15 protein-coding genes are annotated in these 19,760 nt (G+C 59.7%); 8 read left to right on the top strand and 7 right to left on the bottom strand.

Annotation, left to right across the window (positions count from 1 at the left end; translation table 11 throughout):
* Window positions 1-49: 49 nt before the first annotated feature.
* The gene (locus IQ265_RS17635; RefSeq protein ID WP_194055959.1) at window positions 50-3,295 is read right to left on the bottom strand and encodes an alpha-mannosidase; all 3,246 of its coding nucleotides are present in this window, start codon (window positions 3,293-3,295) and stop codon (window positions 50-52) included.
* A gap of 57 nt (window positions 3,296-3,352) precedes the next feature.
* On the opposite strand from IQ265_RS17635, the gene IQ265_RS17630 reads away from it, so the two are divergent.
* The 5 genes from IQ265_RS17630 to IQ265_RS17610 all read left to right on the top strand — a co-directional run bounded on the left by IQ265_RS17630 (window position 3,353) and on the right by IQ265_RS17610 (window position 9,038).
* Window positions 3,353-4,615, top strand: coding sequence for a hypothetical protein (locus IQ265_RS17630; protein WP_194055957.1), 1,263 nt, complete (start codon window positions 3,353-3,355; stop codon window positions 4,613-4,615).
* A 149-nt stretch (window positions 4,616-4,764) separates the two neighbouring features.
* Window positions 4,765-4,881: a photosystem II reaction center protein I gene (locus tag IQ265_RS17625; RefSeq protein ID WP_106870448.1), complete on the top strand. Its 117-nt coding sequence runs from the start codon at window positions 4,765-4,767 to the stop codon at window positions 4,879-4,881.
* 390 nt (window positions 4,882-5,271) lie between these two features.
* Window positions 5,272-7,539, top strand: a complete 2,268-nt coding sequence (locus tag IQ265_RS17620) for a DUF3769 domain-containing protein (RefSeq protein ID WP_194055955.1) — start codon at window positions 5,272-5,274, stop codon at window positions 7,537-7,539.
* 128 nt (window positions 7,540-7,667) lie between these two features.
* On the top strand, window positions 7,668-8,465 hold the full coding sequence (locus IQ265_RS17615) for a hypothetical protein (RefSeq protein ID WP_194055953.1): 798 nt from the start codon (window positions 7,668-7,670) through the stop codon (window positions 8,463-8,465).
* 96 nt (window positions 8,466-8,561) lie between these two features.
* Window positions 8,562-9,038 carry a capsid protein p24 gene (locus IQ265_RS17610; RefSeq protein WP_194055951.1) on the top strand — a complete coding sequence of 159 codons (477 nt, stop codon included), beginning with the start codon at window positions 8,562-8,564 and terminating at the stop codon, window positions 9,036-9,038.
* Here IQ265_RS17610 and IQ265_RS17605 read toward each other — a convergent pair.
* Both IQ265_RS17605 and IQ265_RS17600 read right to left on the bottom strand, forming a co-directional pair.
* The gene (locus IQ265_RS17605; RefSeq protein WP_194055949.1) at window positions 9,035-10,354 is read right to left on the bottom strand and encodes a glutamate-5-semialdehyde dehydrogenase; all 1,320 of its coding nucleotides are present in this window, start codon (window positions 10,352-10,354) and stop codon (window positions 9,035-9,037) included. The genes IQ265_RS17610 and IQ265_RS17605 overlap by 4 nt on opposite strands.
* Window positions 10,355-10,404: 50 nt before the next feature.
* Complete coding sequence (locus tag IQ265_RS17600) at window positions 10,405-10,674, bottom strand: metalloregulator ArsR/SmtB family transcription factor (protein WP_278002770.1); 270 nt, start codon at window positions 10,672-10,674, stop codon at window positions 10,405-10,407.
* A gap of 268 nt (window positions 10,675-10,942) precedes the next feature.
* Between IQ265_RS17600 and IQ265_RS17595 the strand changes: the two genes are divergently transcribed.
* Window positions 10,943-11,113, top strand: a complete 171-nt coding sequence (locus tag IQ265_RS17595) for a metallothionein (protein ID WP_194055946.1) — start codon at window positions 10,943-10,945, stop codon at window positions 11,111-11,113.
* Window positions 11,114-11,229: 116 nt separating this feature from the next.
* Window positions 11,230-11,889, top strand: a complete 660-nt coding sequence (locus tag IQ265_RS17590) for a cofactor assembly of complex C subunit B (RefSeq protein ID WP_194055944.1) — start codon at window positions 11,230-11,232, stop codon at window positions 11,887-11,889.
* On the opposite strand, the gene IQ265_RS17585 is transcribed toward IQ265_RS17590, so the two are convergent.
* Entirely contained in the window at window positions 11,870-12,994 is a 1,125-nt protein-coding gene (locus IQ265_RS17585; RefSeq protein ID WP_194055942.1) for a THUMP domain-containing protein, read from the bottom strand. The two genes, IQ265_RS17590 and IQ265_RS17585, sit on opposite strands and share 20 nt — an antisense overlap.
* Window positions 12,995-13,270: 276 nt before the next feature.
* Between IQ265_RS17585 and infC the strand changes: the two genes are divergently transcribed.
* Window positions 13,271-13,756 carry a translation initiation factor IF-3 gene (infC, locus tag IQ265_RS17580; RefSeq protein WP_194055993.1) on the top strand — a complete coding sequence of 162 codons (486 nt, stop codon included), beginning with the start codon at window positions 13,271-13,273 and terminating at the stop codon, window positions 13,754-13,756.
* A gap of 89 nt (window positions 13,757-13,845) precedes the next feature.
* Here the strand turns inward: infC and IQ265_RS17575 are convergent, their stop codons facing one another.
* From IQ265_RS17575 to IQ265_RS17565, 3 genes are all read right to left on the bottom strand, one after another.
* Entirely contained in the window at window positions 13,846-14,223 is a 378-nt protein-coding gene (locus tag IQ265_RS17575; RefSeq protein WP_194055940.1) for a response regulator, read from the bottom strand.
* Window positions 14,220-17,051: an ATP-binding protein gene (locus IQ265_RS17570; RefSeq protein ID WP_194055938.1), complete on the bottom strand. Its 2,832-nt coding sequence runs from the start codon at window positions 17,049-17,051 to the stop codon at window positions 14,220-14,222. Before IQ265_RS17570 ends, IQ265_RS17575 begins: the two co-directional genes overlap by 4 nt.
* 76 nt (window positions 17,052-17,127) lie before the next feature.
* A complete protein-coding gene (locus IQ265_RS17565) occupies window positions 17,128-19,626 on the bottom strand; it encodes a response regulator (RefSeq protein WP_194055936.1) in 2,499 nt (832 codons plus the stop codon).
* Window positions 19,627-19,760: the final 134 nt, after the last annotated feature.

The following is a 19,760-nucleotide window of genomic DNA, read 5'->3' as shown; positions in this document are numbered from 1 at the left end:
AGCTTGTCGACCTATTGGGGATTTTGGATTGAGTGTGGCGGTCAGTGGTCTAGAGGACAGGTGCGAGGGCAAGGCTGATCACTTGCCAGGGGGCAGCGATCGCGGGTGGCGTCGTTCCCTTCGGTTGCTCTAGTAGATCGACTGAGCTAAGGATATCAACGGGCAGGGTGCCGCCCAGGGTGAGGGGGCTGCTGGTGCCGGTGCTTTCGTAGGCACGCAGAATGTACTGATCTGCCCGGTCTTCTGCCTGCTTAAAGGCCGATAGCACCAGGCTGGCGTCGTCGAAGTTGAGCCAGCTGGCGGAGGTGGGGCTGGTGGTTGATGACGCTGTCGGGCAATCCAGGCAGGCCTGAATCGGGAGGTTAAAGCGGCGGGCCACCTGGACGGTTTTAGCCTGCTGCCAGCCTTGGGCGTGGGGATAGATGGCGTAGCCGAAGGTTTGGAGGCCGCGATCGCAGCCCGGATCGGGCCAGATAGGCGCTTTCAGCAGCGTTAGCCGCAGTTGGTTGGGGGTGGCATCAAACCCGTGCTTGTAGTCAGTGAGAATGCTTACGCCGCGATCGCCGTCGCTCAGATCGGCCCAGCGCAGGGCGGGCACCTCCCACTTGGCAGCGTCTTGGGGGGTGACGGGGGTGGTGGCACGGGCGATCGCCCCAAAGGGGATTTCGTAGGTGGCCTCAGCGGCGGACACCGTTAGTGGAAAGGCGACCTTAAACACCACTTGGGTCTCTTGCCAATCGACCTGGGTGTGCACCGCCAGCACGGGCGACCCCACCTCTAAACGGTAGTCTTGGGTGATGGTGGACTGGTTGAAGGTTTGGACGACGCGCAGGGTTTGCCGCACTGGGCCGTACTCAACCCAGTGAATGCGCTGAAGCTGAAAATTGGCCAGGGGATGGTCCTGGTAGTCGGGGGCGATGTTCCAGGCATCCCAGTACTGGCCCTGGTCTTTGAATGCCTGGAGCTGGTTTCCACAGCCGTGGAATGTTTCGGTACCCGTGAGCTTGTGAACCAGGCTGGCAATAGCTCCAGTGGATGGGTCAATTCTTGCCCGCAGGTGTTCGTTCTCCAGCGCCCAATCATTGGGCAGAGCGGTGGGCAGCGGAGCCTCCGCAGGCAGAAGCCAGATCAGCCGATAGCCCACCGAAGGAATACCTGGAACATAGACTAGCAGCGATGGCGCTTCAGTCTGCTCTCGCTGGGTTAGGAGCGTCCGGCCTTCAGCATCCTGGGCTTGCCAGTGGGCTTGGGGCTGAGCTGTGGGCAGGGCGATCGCCACCACTTCACTGCGTTCCCAGTTGAGCGAATTAAAGAGCACTACGGGCACAGCGTGAGGGTGCGGCGGCGCAGGGATTGGGCAACGCTGAGCCAGGGCCGTGAGGGAGGTTTGCAAAATGCGATCGCCCGTCTCCAACGCCAGCTGCCACTCGCCGTTGGCCTGCTCGAACACCTCAGGAATCGACGATCCCGGCAAAATGTCGTGGAACTGATTGAACAGCACTCGCTTCCAGGCCGCTTCTAGCTCGGCCCGAGGGTAGGGCTGGAGGTCGTAGATAGCGGCGATCGCGGCAAATAGCTCGGCCTGAAACAGAATGTCTTCGCAGCGGCGGTTGTACTGCTTTTGGTCGCCGTGGGTGGTGTAGCAGCCCCGGTGGAGTTCGAGGTAGAGTTCGTCGCGCCAGATGGGTAGGAGGGTGGGAGGGTGGATGGGTGGGAGGGTGGATGGGTGGGAGGGTGGATGGGGGGATGGGGAGAGACTGATGGCGGCTTTGGGAGGGTTTGCATCTTTATCGGTGAGGGCGTCGAATAGGGGGGTGGCGTGGCCGAAGGTGAGGGTGGGGAAGAAGGGGGAGTTGGCCCAGCGCCTTGCTTTGAGCAGCATGTCGCGGGTGGGGCCACCGCCGTGGTCGCCGACACCGGGCAGCCAAAGGGCATCGGTGCAGCCTGTATTGGCTTCCCACTGGCAGGCGTATTGGGCCATGGCCACGGGGTCGATGTCGGTGCCGATGGGGGGGAGGGTAACGCCTGTAATCTCGCTGCCGTCTGGCCCCTGCCAGGTAAACAGGTCGTGGGGGAAGGGGTTGGTGTCGTTCCAGCGCAGCTTTTGGGTGGCAAAGTAGCGAATGCCGCCCTGGGTGAGGAGCTGGGGCAGCTGCCAGCAAAAGCCAAAGGTGTCGGGCAGCCAGGCGATCGCGCTTATTTCCCCAAATTTCTCGGCACAGTACCGCTGGCCGTAGAGAATCTGGCGGGCGATCGCCTCTCCCCCCGGCAAATTTAAGTCGGGCTCCACCCACAGCCCGGCATCAATCGCCCAGCGCCCTGTCTTCACCTGCTGCTGAATGGTGGCAAATAGGTCGGGGCAATGGTCCTCTAGCCAGGCAAAGAGCGCTGGCGACGAGTGGCTAAAGGTGAGTTCAGGAAAATCGCGCTGTAGCGCCAGCACCGAGCGAAAGGTGTTTTCGGCGGCTTGCCAGGTGTCGGCTACGGGCCACAGCCAGGCTAAATCGAGATGGGCGTGGCCCAGACAGTGCACCGTGCGCTGCTTTAGCCAGGGGGAAAAGGATTTAAGCGAGTCTCGCAGGCTGAGCAGGGACTGGTGAAAGCGTTCGCGTTTTGCCCGGCGATCGCGTATCGTCTCAGCGTCAGAATCCGTCCCAGAACCATCTACCGCGTTCCAGTCAATCCCACGCAACGCCCCCATCACGCGATCCAGCTTTTCGGGCTCAAACTGGGCCAGGTTTGTGGCCAGCACCGCCAGTTCGTCGGCCACAAACCCCGGTTCGGGACAGTCTCCCGTGAGTTGCTCAAACACCAGCTCCGCCTGCACCAGCGCCCCCTCGTCGTGGCCGGGGCTTAGCAGCCTGAGGGAGACATCCACCACTCCTCCCGGCACTACAGCCTCTGTCAGCACAATGCGCGTCCAGCAGTCGAAAATATCCCCCGATTGAACTAGCTCGCCATTGACAAAGATATCGGCCTGGTGGGCCCACCACCGCAGCGCCAGCCGAGCCGTTAGCCCCTCTAGGGGATAGCCATTGAGGTCGGTAGGCCAGGTAAAGCGCTGGTGCAGCCAGAGGGGCACGTTGCCCCTGGGCCAGACGATGTAGCCGCGATCGTCGAGAGCAGCCAGGGGCCAGGTTTGCCAGCGATCGGTTGGGGGAATAGACGGCGCTTCTGACGGAGCCGAGCAGCGGTGCCAGGTCGCTCGCACGTCTTTCTGGCTCAAGGCACGCAGGCGATCGAGAATATCTAAAATCGGCGGCGGCGGGGTGGGGCAAACGGTAGCGGGGGGCATGGCTCCGGTATGATCAAAAGCAGTCTCCCCAGTTTAGGCAGAAGTGTAGGCAGAGTTATGGCCACTTCGTCTCGCCCGTTCCAAAGCCAGACCGTGGCTCGCCTAGTGGCGGGCTATCGACAGGTGGCTCGCGGTGCTGGGCACTGGCTGCGGCAGGGGCGCATGGTGGCGGCTTGGGGGCTACAGGTGGCGGTTTACCCCCTCTATGTCGCGGTGCAAGGGCTGAGAATGGGTTACCGGCAGCTGCGAGCCGCCCGTCCCTGGCAGCCTCTGTTGACCAAGCTCAACGGCACTCGTCTTCCAGAACTGGTAGAGGCCGACACGCCTATTCGCGCCCTGTTATCTATTATTCAGCCCCCGGTCGTGCAGGCTCCAGAAAGACCACCGATGGGGCTGAGCTTGGTCAACCGACATGGTCAGTGGTTGCGGCAGTCGCGGGCCGGAGCCGTGCTTACCCCTGGTCAGTGGCACCTGGTTCCGTTTCAGGCCCCTATTCGCGGCATTGCCTCAGACTTGACAACTCGGCAGGTCGTACTGGTCACCGTCGATAACGACATTTTTGCCGGGCTAACCCACGACCAGCAGCAGCGGTTGCAGCAGGCGATGGTACTCATGCTGGCGGAGTATAGCCGCCTGCACCGTCGCCACGCCCTAGACCATACGCTTCAGCAGCCCTGGTTGCCCCTCCCCAAATCCAACCCCGCTGCCCTGCCTCCCCTGCGCTGGCTGCCGGTGGCCTTGCGGTGGCTGCAAACGAGCCSGCTGGCAGCCGCTACCAGCCTATTTGGTGAAGCCAGCCAGACTCAGGCGATCGCCCAACGCCCCCCGATGGCTGCCAACACCCGTTCCACAACCCCGGCCGTAAAATTCGATCCTAGGGCTAGCTTGCGTAGGGGCGTACCAAGTTACAGCTCACCTCAGGTTGACAACGCACCAACGCTTAAACACTTCCCCGCTCATCCAGCGCCCGTCAATTCAGAAATCGAGACCGTGGCCCTGACCGTAGCTTCCCCGCGGGCGGTCGTAGAGCATCTGTCATCCCCATTGGGTATCGCTGGGGTACAGGGGGCGCAGACTGCATTACAGACTGCAACCGCTACGGGGAGCGTTACCGTTTCAGCGGAGCATTCACCTGCCCTAGACGCACACCCTGCCAACCAGCGCCAGCTTGTTCCTACTAGCGCGATAGAGGCCCAGGTCACCCAGGTCGACTACATCGATGCGCCGCTGGTAGCTGTGCTGCGTGGCCTAGATTGGGTGCTCTACGTGCTTGAAACTTGGCTGCGCGGCCTGTGGGACTGGGTACAGAAGCAGTGGTAATGATCAGGGCCTTTGGATAGGAGGCGAACGTTTGGCGATATGATAGTGCAAGCTTAGTCCTGCACCGAAGCCGTTTCTACCGATGGAAGGCTGATGCTGTTTAGGGCAGGTCTGGGGCCTACTCTGCTAGCGGTTTGGAGACCTAACTCATGCTGACCCTCAAGATTGTGGTTTACCTCGTGGTCACCTTTTTTGTGGCCCTGTTTGTGTTTGGCTTTTTGAGCGGCGACCCCTCCCGCAACCCCGGTCGGCAAGACATGGACTAGGGGCTGTCATCAATTAGCTGCTAAACGTCCAAAATCAAGGTTTACAGCCCCTAGCCTGTGCTTGGGGTCGGGCGTGACAAGGCTGGATATATCCGGCTTTTGGCCACATTTAACGACACGCCCTAAGGTTACACCCGCAAACGTGGGTTGATTGCGCGGGCCAACCATGCTTAAGTCAACAGCCTAAGCTCAGTCAGTCGCCTCCAACCCCTGCGGAACTTAAGACCTTGAAGTTGGTCTTTAGTCTGGCGGTAGTTCACGACGCTGCCGCCAGACATGCATAGGTGTACGGTTCACGCTGGTCTCAGTTCACACTGGCATTAAGCGGTTAACCACGGCCTAGTTGAGCCCGCGCGTCGGGCTTTGTTTTTGCTTTGGTAATGCCAGCCCATGCCTCTGCCGCTGATTTTGCCCTCTGTGCCTCCGCCCCTGCAGCTGGCTGAAGTTGTGCTGGCGGAGGCAACTATTCATGCGCATCAGCCTGCAGAGCCTGGATCAGCGGGGGGTGAAAGTCAGTCTTTATCGGCGATCGCAGCCGCTACGACCGTTACCCCTGGCCCTACCTACCTGAGCCAGGCTGACCTGCTGCGCCCCCTGGCTCAAATCTCACCTAGCCCTAATGCTCCTGGCACAACAGAGCCACTGAACCCAGAGCCACCAGATTCAGAGACTTTAGGATCTCCCCAACCAGAGGCTCCGCCCGACGGGTCTGGTGAGTCGCCCATTGCTCCAGAGCCAGAGCCAGAGTCAGAAGCAAACCCCAATGCTTCCCCAAGTGCACCACCAGAGGCGCAGCCGGATGCACCGCCAGACGCACAACCAGAAGCCGCCAACTCCATTTTTTTGCGGGCTGACCAACAGGTTTTTGAGCCAATACGGCAGATTGTCACCGCCAGTGGCGACGTACTGGTGCAGTTTGGCACTGGTCAACTGGCCGCCGATCGCCTGTGGGCCAACTTGACCAACCGCTACCTGCGGGCCGAGGGCAACGTATTTTTTAACCGCAACAATCAAATTATTGAGGGCGAAACAGCGACCTACAACCTGCTGCAGGGGGCAGGTACCATTACCGAAAGCCGTGGCGAGCTGGAGCTATCCACCCTAGACGACGATTTTTCAACTCTGCCCCCTAGCCCCATCGCTGGGCTGCCCCTCGACTATCGCCTTCAAAACCAGCCGTCTATCTCTCAAGCCACAAGCCCAGGCGGCATTGCGCTGGCCACAGGCGACACCCAAGCGCTGCTGGGGGGCGAGCAGGGCAACGTCGAACGGCTGCGGTTTGAGGCCGATCGGGCTTCCTTTGATGCCGACGGTTGGTATGCCGAAGGAATTCGACTCACAAACGATCCCTTTTCGCCACCCGATTTGGAGTTTAGGGCCAACACCGCAAGACTAACCCCCATCAACGAAATTCAGGAGGAGCTAGTTTTTGAGAATCCGCGCCTGGTGTTTAATCAAGGGCTGAGCGTTCCTCTGTTTAGAAATCGCTTTGTGCTCACCCAGGGACAACTGCCGGGTGATGCCTTGAATCCCTTCCCCGCTGGCGTTGGCATTGACGGCCGCGATCGCGATGGGTTCTTTGTTGAGGCCCCCGTACCCATTGGCGGCGTGGGTCCGCTTAACATTACAATCGCCCCTCAATTTCTGGTCTCTCGCTGGCTGGGCAGCTCCAACTACAACATTGCTGACCCCGCCAACTTCGGTTTGGCCGCCAGCATCAGCGGCGCTCTAGGACCGCGCACTACCGTCAGGGGCAACCTCAGCCTGGCCGGGTTCGATTTCGCCAACCTGAGCGATCGCCTGCGGGCCAGCTTTCGCACTCAGCGGCTGGTGGGCACACACCGGCTCAACCTTGAGTACAGCTACCGCGATCGCCTCTTCAACGGTTCTCTAGGCTTTCAAGATGTGCAAAGCAGCCTGGGGCTGCTGCTAGAGTCGCCCAACATTGCCCTGGGCAACACCGGCATCAACCTCAACTATCAGGTCTCGGGGCAGTACGTCACCGCCAACAGCGATCGGCCCGATCTGCTCAGCCCAGGCGAAACCATTGGGTTGGCCAGCCTATTCCGCTTTCAGGGCTCGGCCGATCTCAGCCGCGGCTTTCTGCTGTGGCAGGGGCAACCCCTACCGGCGACCCAAACCGAAGGGCTGCGCTATTCGCCTCGCCCCATAGTGCCCAACCTGGTGCTGGGGCTGGGGCTGCGCGGAGTTGCCACTTACTACAGCAGCGACGATCTGCGAGAATCACTCGAGGGGAGAATCTCCCTAGGAGGACAGCTTGGTCGGCTCCAGCGCAACACCTTCGACTACACTCAATTCAATATTGGCTTTAGCCGCAACATCCTCGGCGGTGCCAACTCTCCCTTCCTCTTCGATCGCCAGGTTGACCAAACCGTGCTGTCAGGGGGTATTATTCAGCAGATTTATGGCCCCTTTTTGGCGGGTTTTCAAACAGCCATCAACCTGGAAAACGGGCGCATTATCGACACCAACCTGATCTTTGAGTATCGTCGCCGCGCCTACGGCCTGCTGTTTACCTACAGCCCTAACCAGGAAACCGGCTTTTTAGGGTTTCGCATTAGTGCCTTCGACTGGGTTGGGCGCACCGCCCCCTTCGATGCCGCCCCCGGCACTCCCAGTGATGTAATAGTGCAGTAGTGGCCCGTTAACGGTAATAAACCTTACGATGCTGGCCACTGCCCTAGCTTATGATTAAGCTAAAGAAACGTCCTTTTCAATCCGTTTTAACACCGTGGCCAATGTGGGTTAACGCATAGGCATCCACTATGACTCAATTCAGCCATACTGCCGATATCGAGGCTGTTCATCAGCTGCTCACCAGCTACAGCTTTGAGGCCGAGCCTTACCCAACCAAGGCCATAGTGGCCAATTGGCTAGCCGAGTTTGGCCCCGTATGGGTCAGCCACGCCATTACTGAAGCCCTCTATCAGGGCCGCTATAAACTCATTTCTATCGACCAAATTCTCAAGCTCTGGCAGCGACGGGGGCAGCCCATTCGCCACTTCAACCGCGAGTTCGAGTCAATTATTTTGGGTCAGACGTTGCTTTACCCCACCGGCTACGGTGACGGGCCAGAGCCATCTACGCTTCGTCGGGCCGTGGCTCCGGTGGCCGTCGAAACCGCACCGCAGTCAGCATCGCCCAGCCCAGCACCAGAGCTATTCACTTTACCTTCCGAGCAGACAGACCCCGAGCACATTGCCGCCGATCAGACAGCCTCGCCTAGCCAAGATATAGCCGCAGCCGCCCAGGATATGCCTAGCGCCTCTGACGAACCGGGGGCGCTAAAGGGCGTAGAAGAGTCTGCCGCTGTAGAAGAGTCTGCGGGTGACGAAGAGCCGTCCTCTACAAACGAGCCTGCGGTCGTCCACGCAGCACACGGGAGCAGCAGCGCCATAGCCGATGAACCGGACTGCACAGTTCCTGATTTTCGCCCCATTGCACCCGATGGGCCGTCGCGTTGGCAGCAGATCGAGGTCATTCAAACTTTTGTGCCCCGGCGCGACGAGTCAGAACTGCACGAGCGGCTGCGGGCCGTGGTGCAGGGCGGCATGCGAGAGTAACCCAACCAGACCCAGCGGCTAAACTAGCGACTAAAAGGGCATAGCCAGGCTGCCCAGATGGCGTATACTAGAGAATAGTACATACGGCCTAGCACAATGGTTCAATACACCCTGGCCCAAAGTCCAGACGTGGTTCTCACGGTATCCGGCAAGGATTCTCGCAAGGCTCGGGAGAAGGCGCTCGATCAGCTCATGGCTCTGCTCGATGAGGGAACCCTCCCCACAGCCCTAGCGGATGGCTTTAGCGCCGAGCAGCTCGTCGAAATTCAAGCTACCGCCACCTCAGCCGCCGTGCAGCAGCAGGAAGACTCTGTCGTAGATGCCATTCAGGTGCTCAACCAGCTGGCTACCCTCAAAGTTAAGGTTCAGAGCAGCCGCGACGAAGCGCTACAGGTGCGGCAGCTAGTCGATCTGCTGTTTACCGATGACCCGATGACCGAAGACCAGCTCACCGAGCTGAAAGACGGCTTTAAAGTGCTCAAGTCGTTTGCCCAGAGCAATTTGCGCTTTAAAGAAGCCCGCGCCCAGGCCGAGGAAGCCCGGCAGGTTCTCGACGAAGCGCTGGGTAGTTAGGGCAAATCTCGATGGGTAAAAGGCTTGGCCTCGCTGCCGCTGTAGGTGGTCGAAATGTGGCCATTGCCCACCAGCTGATACTTGTAGGTGACTAACCCCTCTAGCCCCACAGGGCCACGGGGCGGCATTTTTTGGGTACTGATACCGACCTCGGCCCCAAAGCCGTAGCGAAACCCATCGGCGAAGCGGGTTGAGCAGTTGTGGTAGACCCCGGCAGCATCGACGCGATCCATAAAGTAGGCGGCGGTGGCGGGGTTACGGGTGATGATCGCCTCGGTATGGCGCGACCCGTAGGTGTTGATGTGGGCGATCGCGGCCTCCACCGACTCCACTACCTTGACCGACAGCACCAGGTCGCTATACTCCGTACTCCAGTCTTCTTCAGTGGTAGGAACCAGGTACGACACAATTTCGCGGGCCAGCTCGTCGCCCCTCAGCTCAACCTGGGCCTCTCGCAGAGCGGTCATCAGCGGTGGCAGGGCCTCAGCGGCAATATCTTGATGGATAAGCAGGGTTTCGATCGCATTGCAGGCCGAGGGGTAGGCGGTTTTGGCGTCGATGGCGATCGCGATCGCCTGCTCCAGATCGGCCTCGCGATCGACATATAAATGGCAGATGCCATCGGCGTGGCCCAGCACCGGAATGCGGGTGTTCTCCTGCACAAACCGGACAAAGGCGTTGGAACCGCGCGGGATAATCAGATCGACGTAGTCATCCAGGTCTAGCAGGGCGCGGGTTTCTTCGCGAGTCGTCAGCAGCTGTATCGCCGCCCGGTCGACCCCAGCCTGCTCTAGCCCCTGCTGAATCGCCTGCACCAGCGCAATGCACGAGCCGATCGCCTCTTTGCCCCCCTTGAGAATCACCGCATTGCCCGATTTAATCGCCAGGGCCGAAATTTGCATAACGGCATCGGGGCGCGACTCAAAAATCACCCCCAGCACCCCAAGGGGCACCGTCAGCCGCTTGAGCACCAGGCCCTCGTCTAGCTCGCGGTGCAGTTGCACAGTACCAATGGGGTCGCTCAGGCGAGCCACATCGCGCACTCCGGCGATCGCCCCAGCCAGCTTCACCCGGTCGAGCTTTAGCCGTCCGTAGAGGGGCTTGGCCAGGTTGTTGGCCTCTGCCGTCTCACAGTCGGCCCGGTTCGCCATCACAATATCGCTGGCGCGGCTTTCTAGCGCGGCGGCTACTGCTTCAATGGCTCGATTTCTGTCGTCAGCCGAGAGGCTGGCCAGGGTTTGGGCCGCCTGACGGCTGGCTTGGGCGATCGCCAGCAGCGGCTGGGCGGTGTCTTGAGGCAGAGAAAAAACAGTCATGGCGTGGAACAATCCGGCAATACTTTAGTTTACTGCTTTGGCTGCTGCGCCTAGTCGTCCGCTGGCTCATCGAGGTGGGCCGACGCTTCGCGGTAGAGGCTAAACACGTGGTCATCCTTGAGGCAGTAGAAAACATTGCGCCCCCGCTTGCGGTAGCTGACCAGGCGCGTCGCCCGCAAAATGCGCAGCTGATGCGACACGGCCGACTCGCTCATGCCAACCGCCGCCGCTAGCTCCCCCACCCGCCGTTCGCCCAAAGCTAGGGCCGAAAGAATGCGCCAGCGGTTGGGATCGCTCAGCACGCCAAAAAATGCGGCCATCCGCTGAGCCTTCTCCACACTCAAAATTTCTTCCCCTGGTAGCGGGCTAGGGTGACCACAGGCAGGTTTATCAACGGGGGGGCGATCGCCAGCCATGACGTTTTTTCAACCATAGCCATAGCGCCAGGCCAAGTTCCAAACGCTACGGCAAACAATCGGTGCCTGAAAATTCATGAACACCTGTTCATAGGTTATAGTTTTTTCTATGAATAGGTGTTCAAGTGTTTGAGCATCAGTTTAGTTCACCTAGCCCACAAGGAAACCCGCCATGACCACTGTTACCCAAATGAAATGCGCCTGCGACTCGTGCCTGTGCATTGTCGATACCAGCGAGGCCCTAGAAAAAGACGGCCAGTATTTTTGCAGCGATGCCTGTGCCAATGGCCACCCTGAAGGATCGACGGGCTGCGGCCATACCGGCTGTGGCTGCAACAGCTAAGCAATACCAGCAATAGGGCTAGGGGTAGCTGCTCCCCCCAGCCCGTGTATCCCGCTGGTGGTCACGACTCCCGTAAACTGAAGGAAGAAGTGAGCCAGGGGTGTAGGTCGAAAACAATGGCACAAACTGACCCAAACCGCGTGCTGCGGCTGTTGCCGCTGGTAGCTGGAGGCCTGGGTGGTACTCTGCTGCTGCTCAACCGCGTGCTGACCCCCGCCCTGACCGAATCCCAGGCGCGATCGGATGTCATGGGCGTAATTTTAAGCGCCCTGCTAATTTTGACGGGTCTACTGTGGCAGCGGGTGCAGCCCATCGCTCCAGAATCCGTCGTTTTGGTCGGTGACGAGGGCTTTGAGCTAGACGATGCTCTCCCCGATGGGATGAAGACCGAGCTGGCCTGGGCCTCTCACCTGCTGCTAACCAACACCGTCACCCGTTCTGTCGTGGTTTACCACCAGGGTAAGACCCTGCTGCGACGGGGCATTTTGTCTCCCAAAGCCGAGGTCATCCCCGGCCCTATTTTGCAGCGGGTGCTAGAAACCGGCAAAGCCGTGTATTTGGTCAAGCTCAGCATCTATCCGGGTCGAGTTGAGTTTGACTACCTGCCCGAAAATACCCAGGGCGTGATCTGTCAGCCCATGGGCAAGGATGGTGCGCTGATCCTGGCCGCCAATGCCCCCCGCAGCTACACCCGCCAGGACGAAGCCTGGGTGGCCGGCATTGCCGACAAGCTTGGCCACAGCCTGGATGAAGCCCTTAATACAGCTCATACTTGAGCCACTGGCAGGGCAGCGACCCGTTGTAAACGGCTACCCGCTGGGCCGACTTTAGCCCAATATGGCGGGACAGTTCTTTGTTGCCACTGAGCACAAAGGCCGTCCAGCCCTTGAAGCGCTGCTTCAGCACGTTCCCCAACAATTTATAAAAGGCTCCTAGATCTTCGTCTGCCCCCAGCCGCTCGCCATAGGGGGGGTTGCACAGCAGGTAGCCGCTGTCGGCGGGAGCCTCTAAATCGGCCAAATCTTCGACCCAGAAGTTGATTTGCTCGGCCAGGTCGCAGCGCTGGGCATTGAGGCGGGCCTGGTGAATAGTGGCAGGATCGCGATCGCACCCTCCCACCCAGGTCCCTAACTCCAGCTTGCGGCTCGCCTCCGCTTCCTGGTACAGGTTATCCCACAGATCGCCATCAAAATCAGGCCAGGTGTGAAAGCCAAATTCTTCTCGAAATAGACCAGGGGCAACGTTTAAAGCCATCAAGCTGGCCTCGAGCGGCAGCGTGCCCGACCCGCAGAGGGGGTCAAGCAGGGGCACATCGCCAGACCAGTCGGTCAGCGTTACCAGGGCGGCGGCCAGCGATTCTTTGAGCGGGGCGGCCCCCACGGCAGGGCGATAGCCACGCCGATGCAGGCTGCTGCCCGAGCTGTCGAGGCTAACCGTAGCCATGTCGTCTTGAATGTGAAGGTTAAGCCGCACCTCGGGGTGGTGGGTGTCGATGGTCGAGCGATCGCCCCAGTGCTGCCGCTGCTGGTCTACCACCGCGTTTTTCACCTGCAGGGCGGTGAAGTGGGTGTGGTTGAGGCTGCGATTTTTGCCAGTGGCATCGACGGCAAAGGTGAGGTCAGGAGTTAGGTAGGGCCGCCAGTCAATGCTCTGAATGCCCTGGTAGAGGTCTTCAGCATCGCGGCAGGGGCATTCGCCCAGCTTGACCAGGATTCGAAACGCCAGCCGCGACCAAAGATTGACCCGATACAGCAGGGCGCGATCGCCCTCAAAGGTCACCCCGCAAAACCCTGGTTCGACCCGCTGAGCACCCAAGTTGTTGAGTTCGGTGGCGGCTAAGGCCTCTAGCCCACGGGCCACAGTGGCAAAATATGTGGCCATGGGGCCTCCTCCAAAAATGTTGCGTTCTATCGTTGGCTAGATGCCCCGGCTAACTCCCGGAGCGGTGGGATCAAACCCAGGCTTGATAAGGCATTTACCATTTTGTTAAGACCGGATATTTAGACACAGCTCTGGCCCAAAAGCTAAGCTATTCTATGGATATCTTGATGGATAATACCCTTGCTGGGTGTATGGTTGCTTGGCCAAAGCAACCCTGGGGTATCTCTGCCCTGGCCATCGCCCCGGCCACCTGTCGAATTTTGAGAGGAAAGACTTATTTCTAAGACGCAACTGGTAAACCGGCAAATTCGCTCACCACAGGTGTTCCTAATCGATCAGGAGAACCAAAATCGGGGTCTCATCGATACTCGCGAGGCGCTTACGCTGGCCGAGGATGCAGGGCTTGACCTAGTGGTGGTTTCTAACGGCAAAGATGCCCCTGTGGCCAAAATTTTGGACTACGGTAAGCTTCAGTACCAGCAGAGTAAGCGGCAGAAGCAAAGCTCTAAGCCGTCTTTGAAAGAGGTCAAGCTGCGCCCCAACGTGGGTGAGTCTGACTACCAGCTCCGCATTCGGCGCTCGGTCGAGTGGCTGTCAAAGGGAGACTCGGTTAAGTTTTTGGTGCGCCTGCGCGGGCGTGAGCACCAGCACCGCGATCGCGCTGGAGAGCTGCTCGACAGAATCGTGAAGGATATCGGCGACGCCGGTAAAGTTCAGGCCCTCGACAAAAAGGCCCTGGTCCTCATGATTACCCCCGCGTAGGGGCAAACGGTTGTTTGCTCTTGCTGAGGGCGGGCGCGCAGCTGTGCGCCAATTCAACTGCTGCTGCTCAGCAGTCTATTCTTATTTGCTCAGGTGGCCCAGCCTAAAATCTGGGCCACCTGCTGCCACACTGTAACGGGGTTAAAGGGTTTGGCAATTACCCCGGCTACACCCAGGGTCGCAAACCGCTCGCGATCGCTGGGCAAGACTTTGGCGGTCAGCAAAATGACCGGTATGGCTTGGGTCTTGGGTCTGGCCTGAAGCTCGTTGTACACGGCAAAGCCGTCTATATCCGGCATCGACACATCTAGCAAAATGGCGTCCCAGGAAAAGGCGATCGCCTTTTCCACACCAGCTAAACCCGATCCTGCACTGTCGGTTTGCCAGCCGCCGAACTCCTCGAGCGACAGGCAAACCACTTCCCGAATATCCAGCTCGTCGTCAATGACTAAAATACGCTTGCTCATAACCCCTTCAGCGGCAGCGTGAAGTAAAAGGTGCTCCCCTGACCGAGCTGGCTCTCCGCCCAAATTTTTCCGCCGTGCTGCTCTACAATCTGCCTGCAGATCGCCAGCCCCAGCCCCGTSCCGCCCCGCTGGCGMGAGTCTGACACATCCACCTGCTGAAAGCGCTCAAAGATACTCTCCAGCCGATCGGCTGGGATACCCCGGCCCTGATCTTGCACAGCTACGCGCAGCCAGGAGTTAGGCCAGACCTGCGATCGGGGTTCGGGCATGGTTTCCTCGTTTTTGGGGCCTGGATGGGCCACAGCCTCTGCCATCAGCCAAATTTTACTCCCCGGCTCAGAGAATTTAATCGCGTTGCTTAGCAGGTTGGTGAGCGTCTGCACAACGGCATCTGGGGCCGCCATCACGGTGTCGTCTATGGGCATTACCTGAAGCTCTACGCGGGCCTCTAGGGCGATCGCCTCTACCCCATTTACCGCCAAAGTCATCAGGTCGGCCATGGGGTAGGGCTCTAGCTTGAGGTCTATGCGGCCCGAGGTGAGTCGCTCCAGGTCGAGAATGTCGTTGACCAATCGAATTAGCCGTTCGGTGTTGTTGAGGGCCATATGCAGCATCTGCTGGGCCTTCTCGGGCCGATTGTGCAGTACCCCCGTCTCCAAAATACCCAGAGCACCGCGAATAGCCGTCAGGGGCGTCCGCAGCTCGTGGCTGACAATAGAGATAAATTCATCCTTGAGCCGGTCAATCTGGTGGCGATCGCTAATATCGCGCACCACCACTAGCACCTCATCCTCCGTCACCGGAATGATTCGCGCTTCTTCGCAGAAGACCTGGCCCTGATTCAGAAACTCGTACTCCTGGCGCTGAATCGTGCCGGTAGCCAAAGCCTGTTCTACACAGTGCTTACGCTCTCGAGCGATCGGCTCCGGCAGGTTTTCATACATAGTGGCTCTGTAGAGCTGAGTGGTGTCGCCAATCCAGTGCACGGCTTCCAGGTTGTAGATTTCGCGCGGCAGGCCGTCGCGCCCCAGCCGCATCAGCAGGTCAGGAATGGCATTGATCAGCGCCTGCTTGGTAATTTCACTGGCGTACAGCGAGGCGGTTTGCTCAGCCACCTGCTGCTCTAGCTCGCGCTGGTAGTTAGCCCGCAGCTGCTCTGCCTGTTGTCGTTCGGTAATGTCTTGAAAGGTGTTGATGGAATAGATCACCTGCCCCTGGCTATTGAACACCGGAATCGTGTGCACCTCTAACGGAATTCGCCGCTCGCCAGTATCGACCTCAATGTCGTCAATATCGACGGTTTCTCCGCGCAGCCCTCGCACCACCGGCAATTCGGCTGTGGGATAGAGATCTTCGCTGCCGGCCCGATAGAGGCGATAGGTTTCAGCCAGCTGCTCAGCGTTGGCCAGGGTAATGCCGTTGACCAAAAGTTCTTTACCCTTAGCGTTGAGAAACAGCATTTGCCCCGTCTGGTCGTGGACGCTGAGCGCTACAGGCACACCGTTGAGAAAGGTGGCCAGGGTGTTTTCACGATCTTTGAGGTTTTGAAACGACCCCACCAGCCGCCCCACCATGTGGTCGAACCCCTGGCGCAGCGCCTCTACCTCCTGAATGCGACTGGGCTGGGTGGGGGGCACTATCGCCATGCCGTTGGTAAACGCCTGGGTAGCCCGCTGCAGCGACAAGATCGGCTGGGTAATGTACTCCGCTGTCCATAGACCAAGCCCAATCGACCCCATCAGGGCCAGGGCGCACAGCAGCCCCGTACGGGCGATGTTGGCATAGATATCGACCATAAACTCTGAGGTGGGAATGACGGTCACCAAAATCCAGTTCAGTTCCCCACCCAGGGGAGTTGCTTTGACAAAATATCGTTGGCCATCCAGCCGCAGTTCTGAAAAAGCGGGAGTTTGAATCTGGTGTAGGGCCTGGTGCCGCTCCACCAGGTTTTGGGCGACGGCGCGGGTCAAACTGTTGGTGCTCTGGGTAACGGACAGGCGGCGGGGCTGCACAGCGACGTTTTGAGCGTGCTCGGCCTTAGCCCGCACGTTGAAGGGCACCTCGCCAGTAGAGGTGGCGACCAGGTCTCCATTGGGTTCCACCAAAAACAGCTGCCCCCTCAACCCAGACGCTCTGTTGTGCATAAAATTGCCGAGTTCTGTCAGCGACACGCCAGTGCTAACCACTGCCACCGTCTGCCCCGCGCTATCAAAAACTGGCATAAACCGCACCATCACCAGCTGCGGCTGTTCAGCCCCCCGACTGAGAGACACCACCAGACGCCATAGCCCGGCGGGAGCCTGTTGAGCAGCGCTATACCAGGGATCGCCAGGGGGATCGCGCTGGGGGTCGTAGTTAAACCTGGGTGGGTCTAGAGCTGTTAGACTTCGCCCGTCGCGCTCAATGCGATAGCGGTAGAGGGCTCCATCGCTGATGGTGATGTTGCGGCGGCGCAGGATCAAGTCCCCATTGTCTAGGCGGGCAACATTCAGAAAAGCGCCGGCCTGGTTGGCGATGGCCAGACCCTCAAGCCCAGCGAATAGCTGGAGTTGTTGAACAAAGTGACTTTCTAGAGCTGCTAAGTTGGTGCTGTCAAACTGTCCTTGCTGCACCAGATGGGCATTCACCGTTGTAATGAGCTGAGGGGTTTTGAGGTAGCCCGAGAGGCTTTCTTCAACCCGCTGGCTGGTTTCAGCCATGAGCTGGCTGGCCATTGTCTGCACCGCCCGCTGACCGCTGCGGTACGACAGGTAGCCCACCACCCCAGTGACGCCAACGATCTGCAGCAGGAAGGGAACAATCAGCAAATTCCGCAGGGAGAACTTCATGTCGAGTCCAGTTCAGTTCAACGCCGTAGCGACAGCATCAGCTCAGATTAGTTAGATGAGACGAGATGAGCCCTGTTTAACACATGGGATACAGGCAGAACGTGTTGCCGCCCCGCAGCTTGGCATCTTGCAAAGCCTGATCGGCGGTTTTGAGCAGGTGGTCGCTCGACAGGGCAGCGGTGGGGGTGGTGCCGCCAATGCCCAGGCTGAGGCTAACGTGCTGGGCGGTGGCGGCAGGGCAGGGAATTTTAAGGTCGCTCACCGCCTGCTGCATGCGCGAAACGACCCGCAGCGCCCCATCCAGGTTGGTGTTGGGCAGCACCACCGCAAACTCCTCGTCGCCACAGCGGGCTACTAGATCAATATTGGGGTTGACAGTGCGATACAGCGTGCGGGCAATGCGCCGCAGCGCGACATCTCCAGCCTGCTGACCGTAGATTTGATAGTAGGTGCGCAGGTGGTCGGGACTGCACAAAATAAGTGAAATAGGGGCCTGGTCCTGGCAGTGGCGATCCCACTGCTGCTGCAAAAAGGCGTCGAAATGGGGACTGTTGGCCACCTGTGTGAGGGGATCGGTGGTGTTTTGCTGATCCCAGTAGAGGGCCTGGCGGTGACGCATTTGCTCAATCTGCTGGCGCAGGCGCGATCGCTCAATTCGGCTCAGCACCCGCGTTACCAGCTCTGGCCCCACAATCGGTTTACCGATTAGGTCATCGCCCCCCGCCTCAAATACCTGATGCACGCTAACCGTATCGGGATGGGCTGCCACCATCAAAATCGGCAGGTTGCCAAAGCGCGAGTCTTGGCGCACCACCTGGCACAGGTCGTTGCCGCTAAAGGTGGGCATGTCTAAGGCCAGCAGCAGCAGGTCGGGCTGGGTTTGCCGCAGCACTTCCCAAAACTGGCTGGGGTCGTCTAGCTCGGTGACCTGCAACCCCCAGGGAGTAAGGAGTTCGGTGATGACCGCGCAGGTTACCGAATCGTTGTCGACAACCATCACCCGCGATTCGGGGGTTTGGACATCGGGCAGGAGCTGATCGAGACTGTCGAACACCTGACGCGGGGAGGCTGGGGCCACTAGGTAGCGATCGCCCTGTAGTCGTGCCACCTGAACGCGCTCCTCCAGGCTTTCGTGGCAGGTTAACACCAGCACCGGCAGCCGGGGGTAGCGATGCTTCACCTCCCGCAGGGGAGCCAGCTTTTCGGCCAGGGTCGCCCCCTGGTCGAGGGAGATAACCACCGCCTCGGCCTCGCCCTGGGCCAACACCTGCATGAGTTCGGCCAGGCTAGTGGCGCGATCGAGGTACCAGCCCCAATCGGCGGCATCGGCCTGCAGCCGGTTGAGCAGCTCGGGCTCCACCGACAGCGCTACCCCCCGACGGCGAGCCGCTGGGGGACTATTAGCTGTGCCATTTGCTGCTAGATCAGACGATCGCTCGGGGGGCTTAGGAGGCAGGGCCAGGGTTTGCTTCAGGGCCAGCAGCGATCGCGAGAGCTGGTCAATCTGCTGCGGGAGCGGATTGCGATCGCTCAACAGGTGCTCAATCTGGCGAGCATGGGTCGAGCCATCCTCGTAGCCAAAGGTGCCTAGCCCACCGGCCAGGCGGTGGGCCTCGTCTTGAGCAATAACCCGCTGCTGGGGGGGTAAGTTGCCGGCCTGCAGCGATCGCACCGCCGCTTCCACCAGCGCCAGCCGCGCCTGCAGCGAGGCCTGAAACCGAGCCGCGATCGCCTCTAACGCCTGGGGTTCCGCAGCCCTCCGGGCCGCTACCGCCACCGATGTCCCCTGCGCCTGTTCCAGCTGAGCAGACGCAGAGGCTCCGTCAGATGCATTGGCCCCGTTCAGCCCCCTGGCGTTGTTGTCTCCGGCCGGTGGGGCTGCCGCCACCAGCGTAGGGGGTAAGTCGCGCAGGCGATAGCCTAGGCCATACACCGTCTGAATTACGTTCTCAACCACGCCGCTGCGCTTGAGGCGGTTGCGCAGGTCTTTTACCAAATTGGTCACCGCCCCCTCGGTGGGCGAGTCGTCAATGGTCCACAGGTGGTCGAGAATGGTGCTACGGCTAAACACCCGCTGGGGATGGCGCAAAAACAGCTCTAGCAGACTGTACTCTTTGGGGGTGAGGGGTACCACCTGACCGTCGTAGGTCACCTGGGCCAGGGTAGGGTCAAGGCACAGCTGCCCCCACACCAGCGATGGAATCATCACTGCCCGTGCCCCCCGCCGCAGCAGAGCGCGAATGCGCGCCAGCACCTGCGACACCTCAAAGGGCTTGGTCACGTAGTCATCAGCACCAGCATCTAACCCGGTAACAATGTCCTCATCCCCGGCCTGCGCCGTGAGCATCAAAATGGGCGTCGTTACCCCCTGCTGCCGCAGTTGGCGACATAGACCAATGCCGTCTAAACGGGGAATTTTGACATCGAGCAAAATTAGGTCGTAGTTCCACAGCGCCGCTAGTTCCTGGGCGGTAATGCCATCGGCCGCCTGTTCGACGGTGTAGCGGGCCGCCGTCAAGTGAAACACCAGCAGATCTCGGGTGGCCAGGTCATCCTCAACAAGCAAAATTTTCATGATGAGGCACATCCCTATGGTGTAGATGGCGTCGGGGGTTTAGAGTGGCTCAAATTTTTGGGCAGAACCAAACCGCCTGCCTCCCTGGGCCGGGTTCCAGGGGCAAACCACCTTGTGATGTTTCTTAGCATATC

The sequence above is a fragment of the Nodosilinea sp. LEGE 06152 genome (assembly GCF_015207525.1).
Lineage (GTDB): Bacteria > Cyanobacteriota > Cyanobacteriia > Phormidesmidales > Phormidesmidaceae > Nodosilinea.
This window is presented reverse-complemented; position numbering and strand designations above follow the sequence as displayed.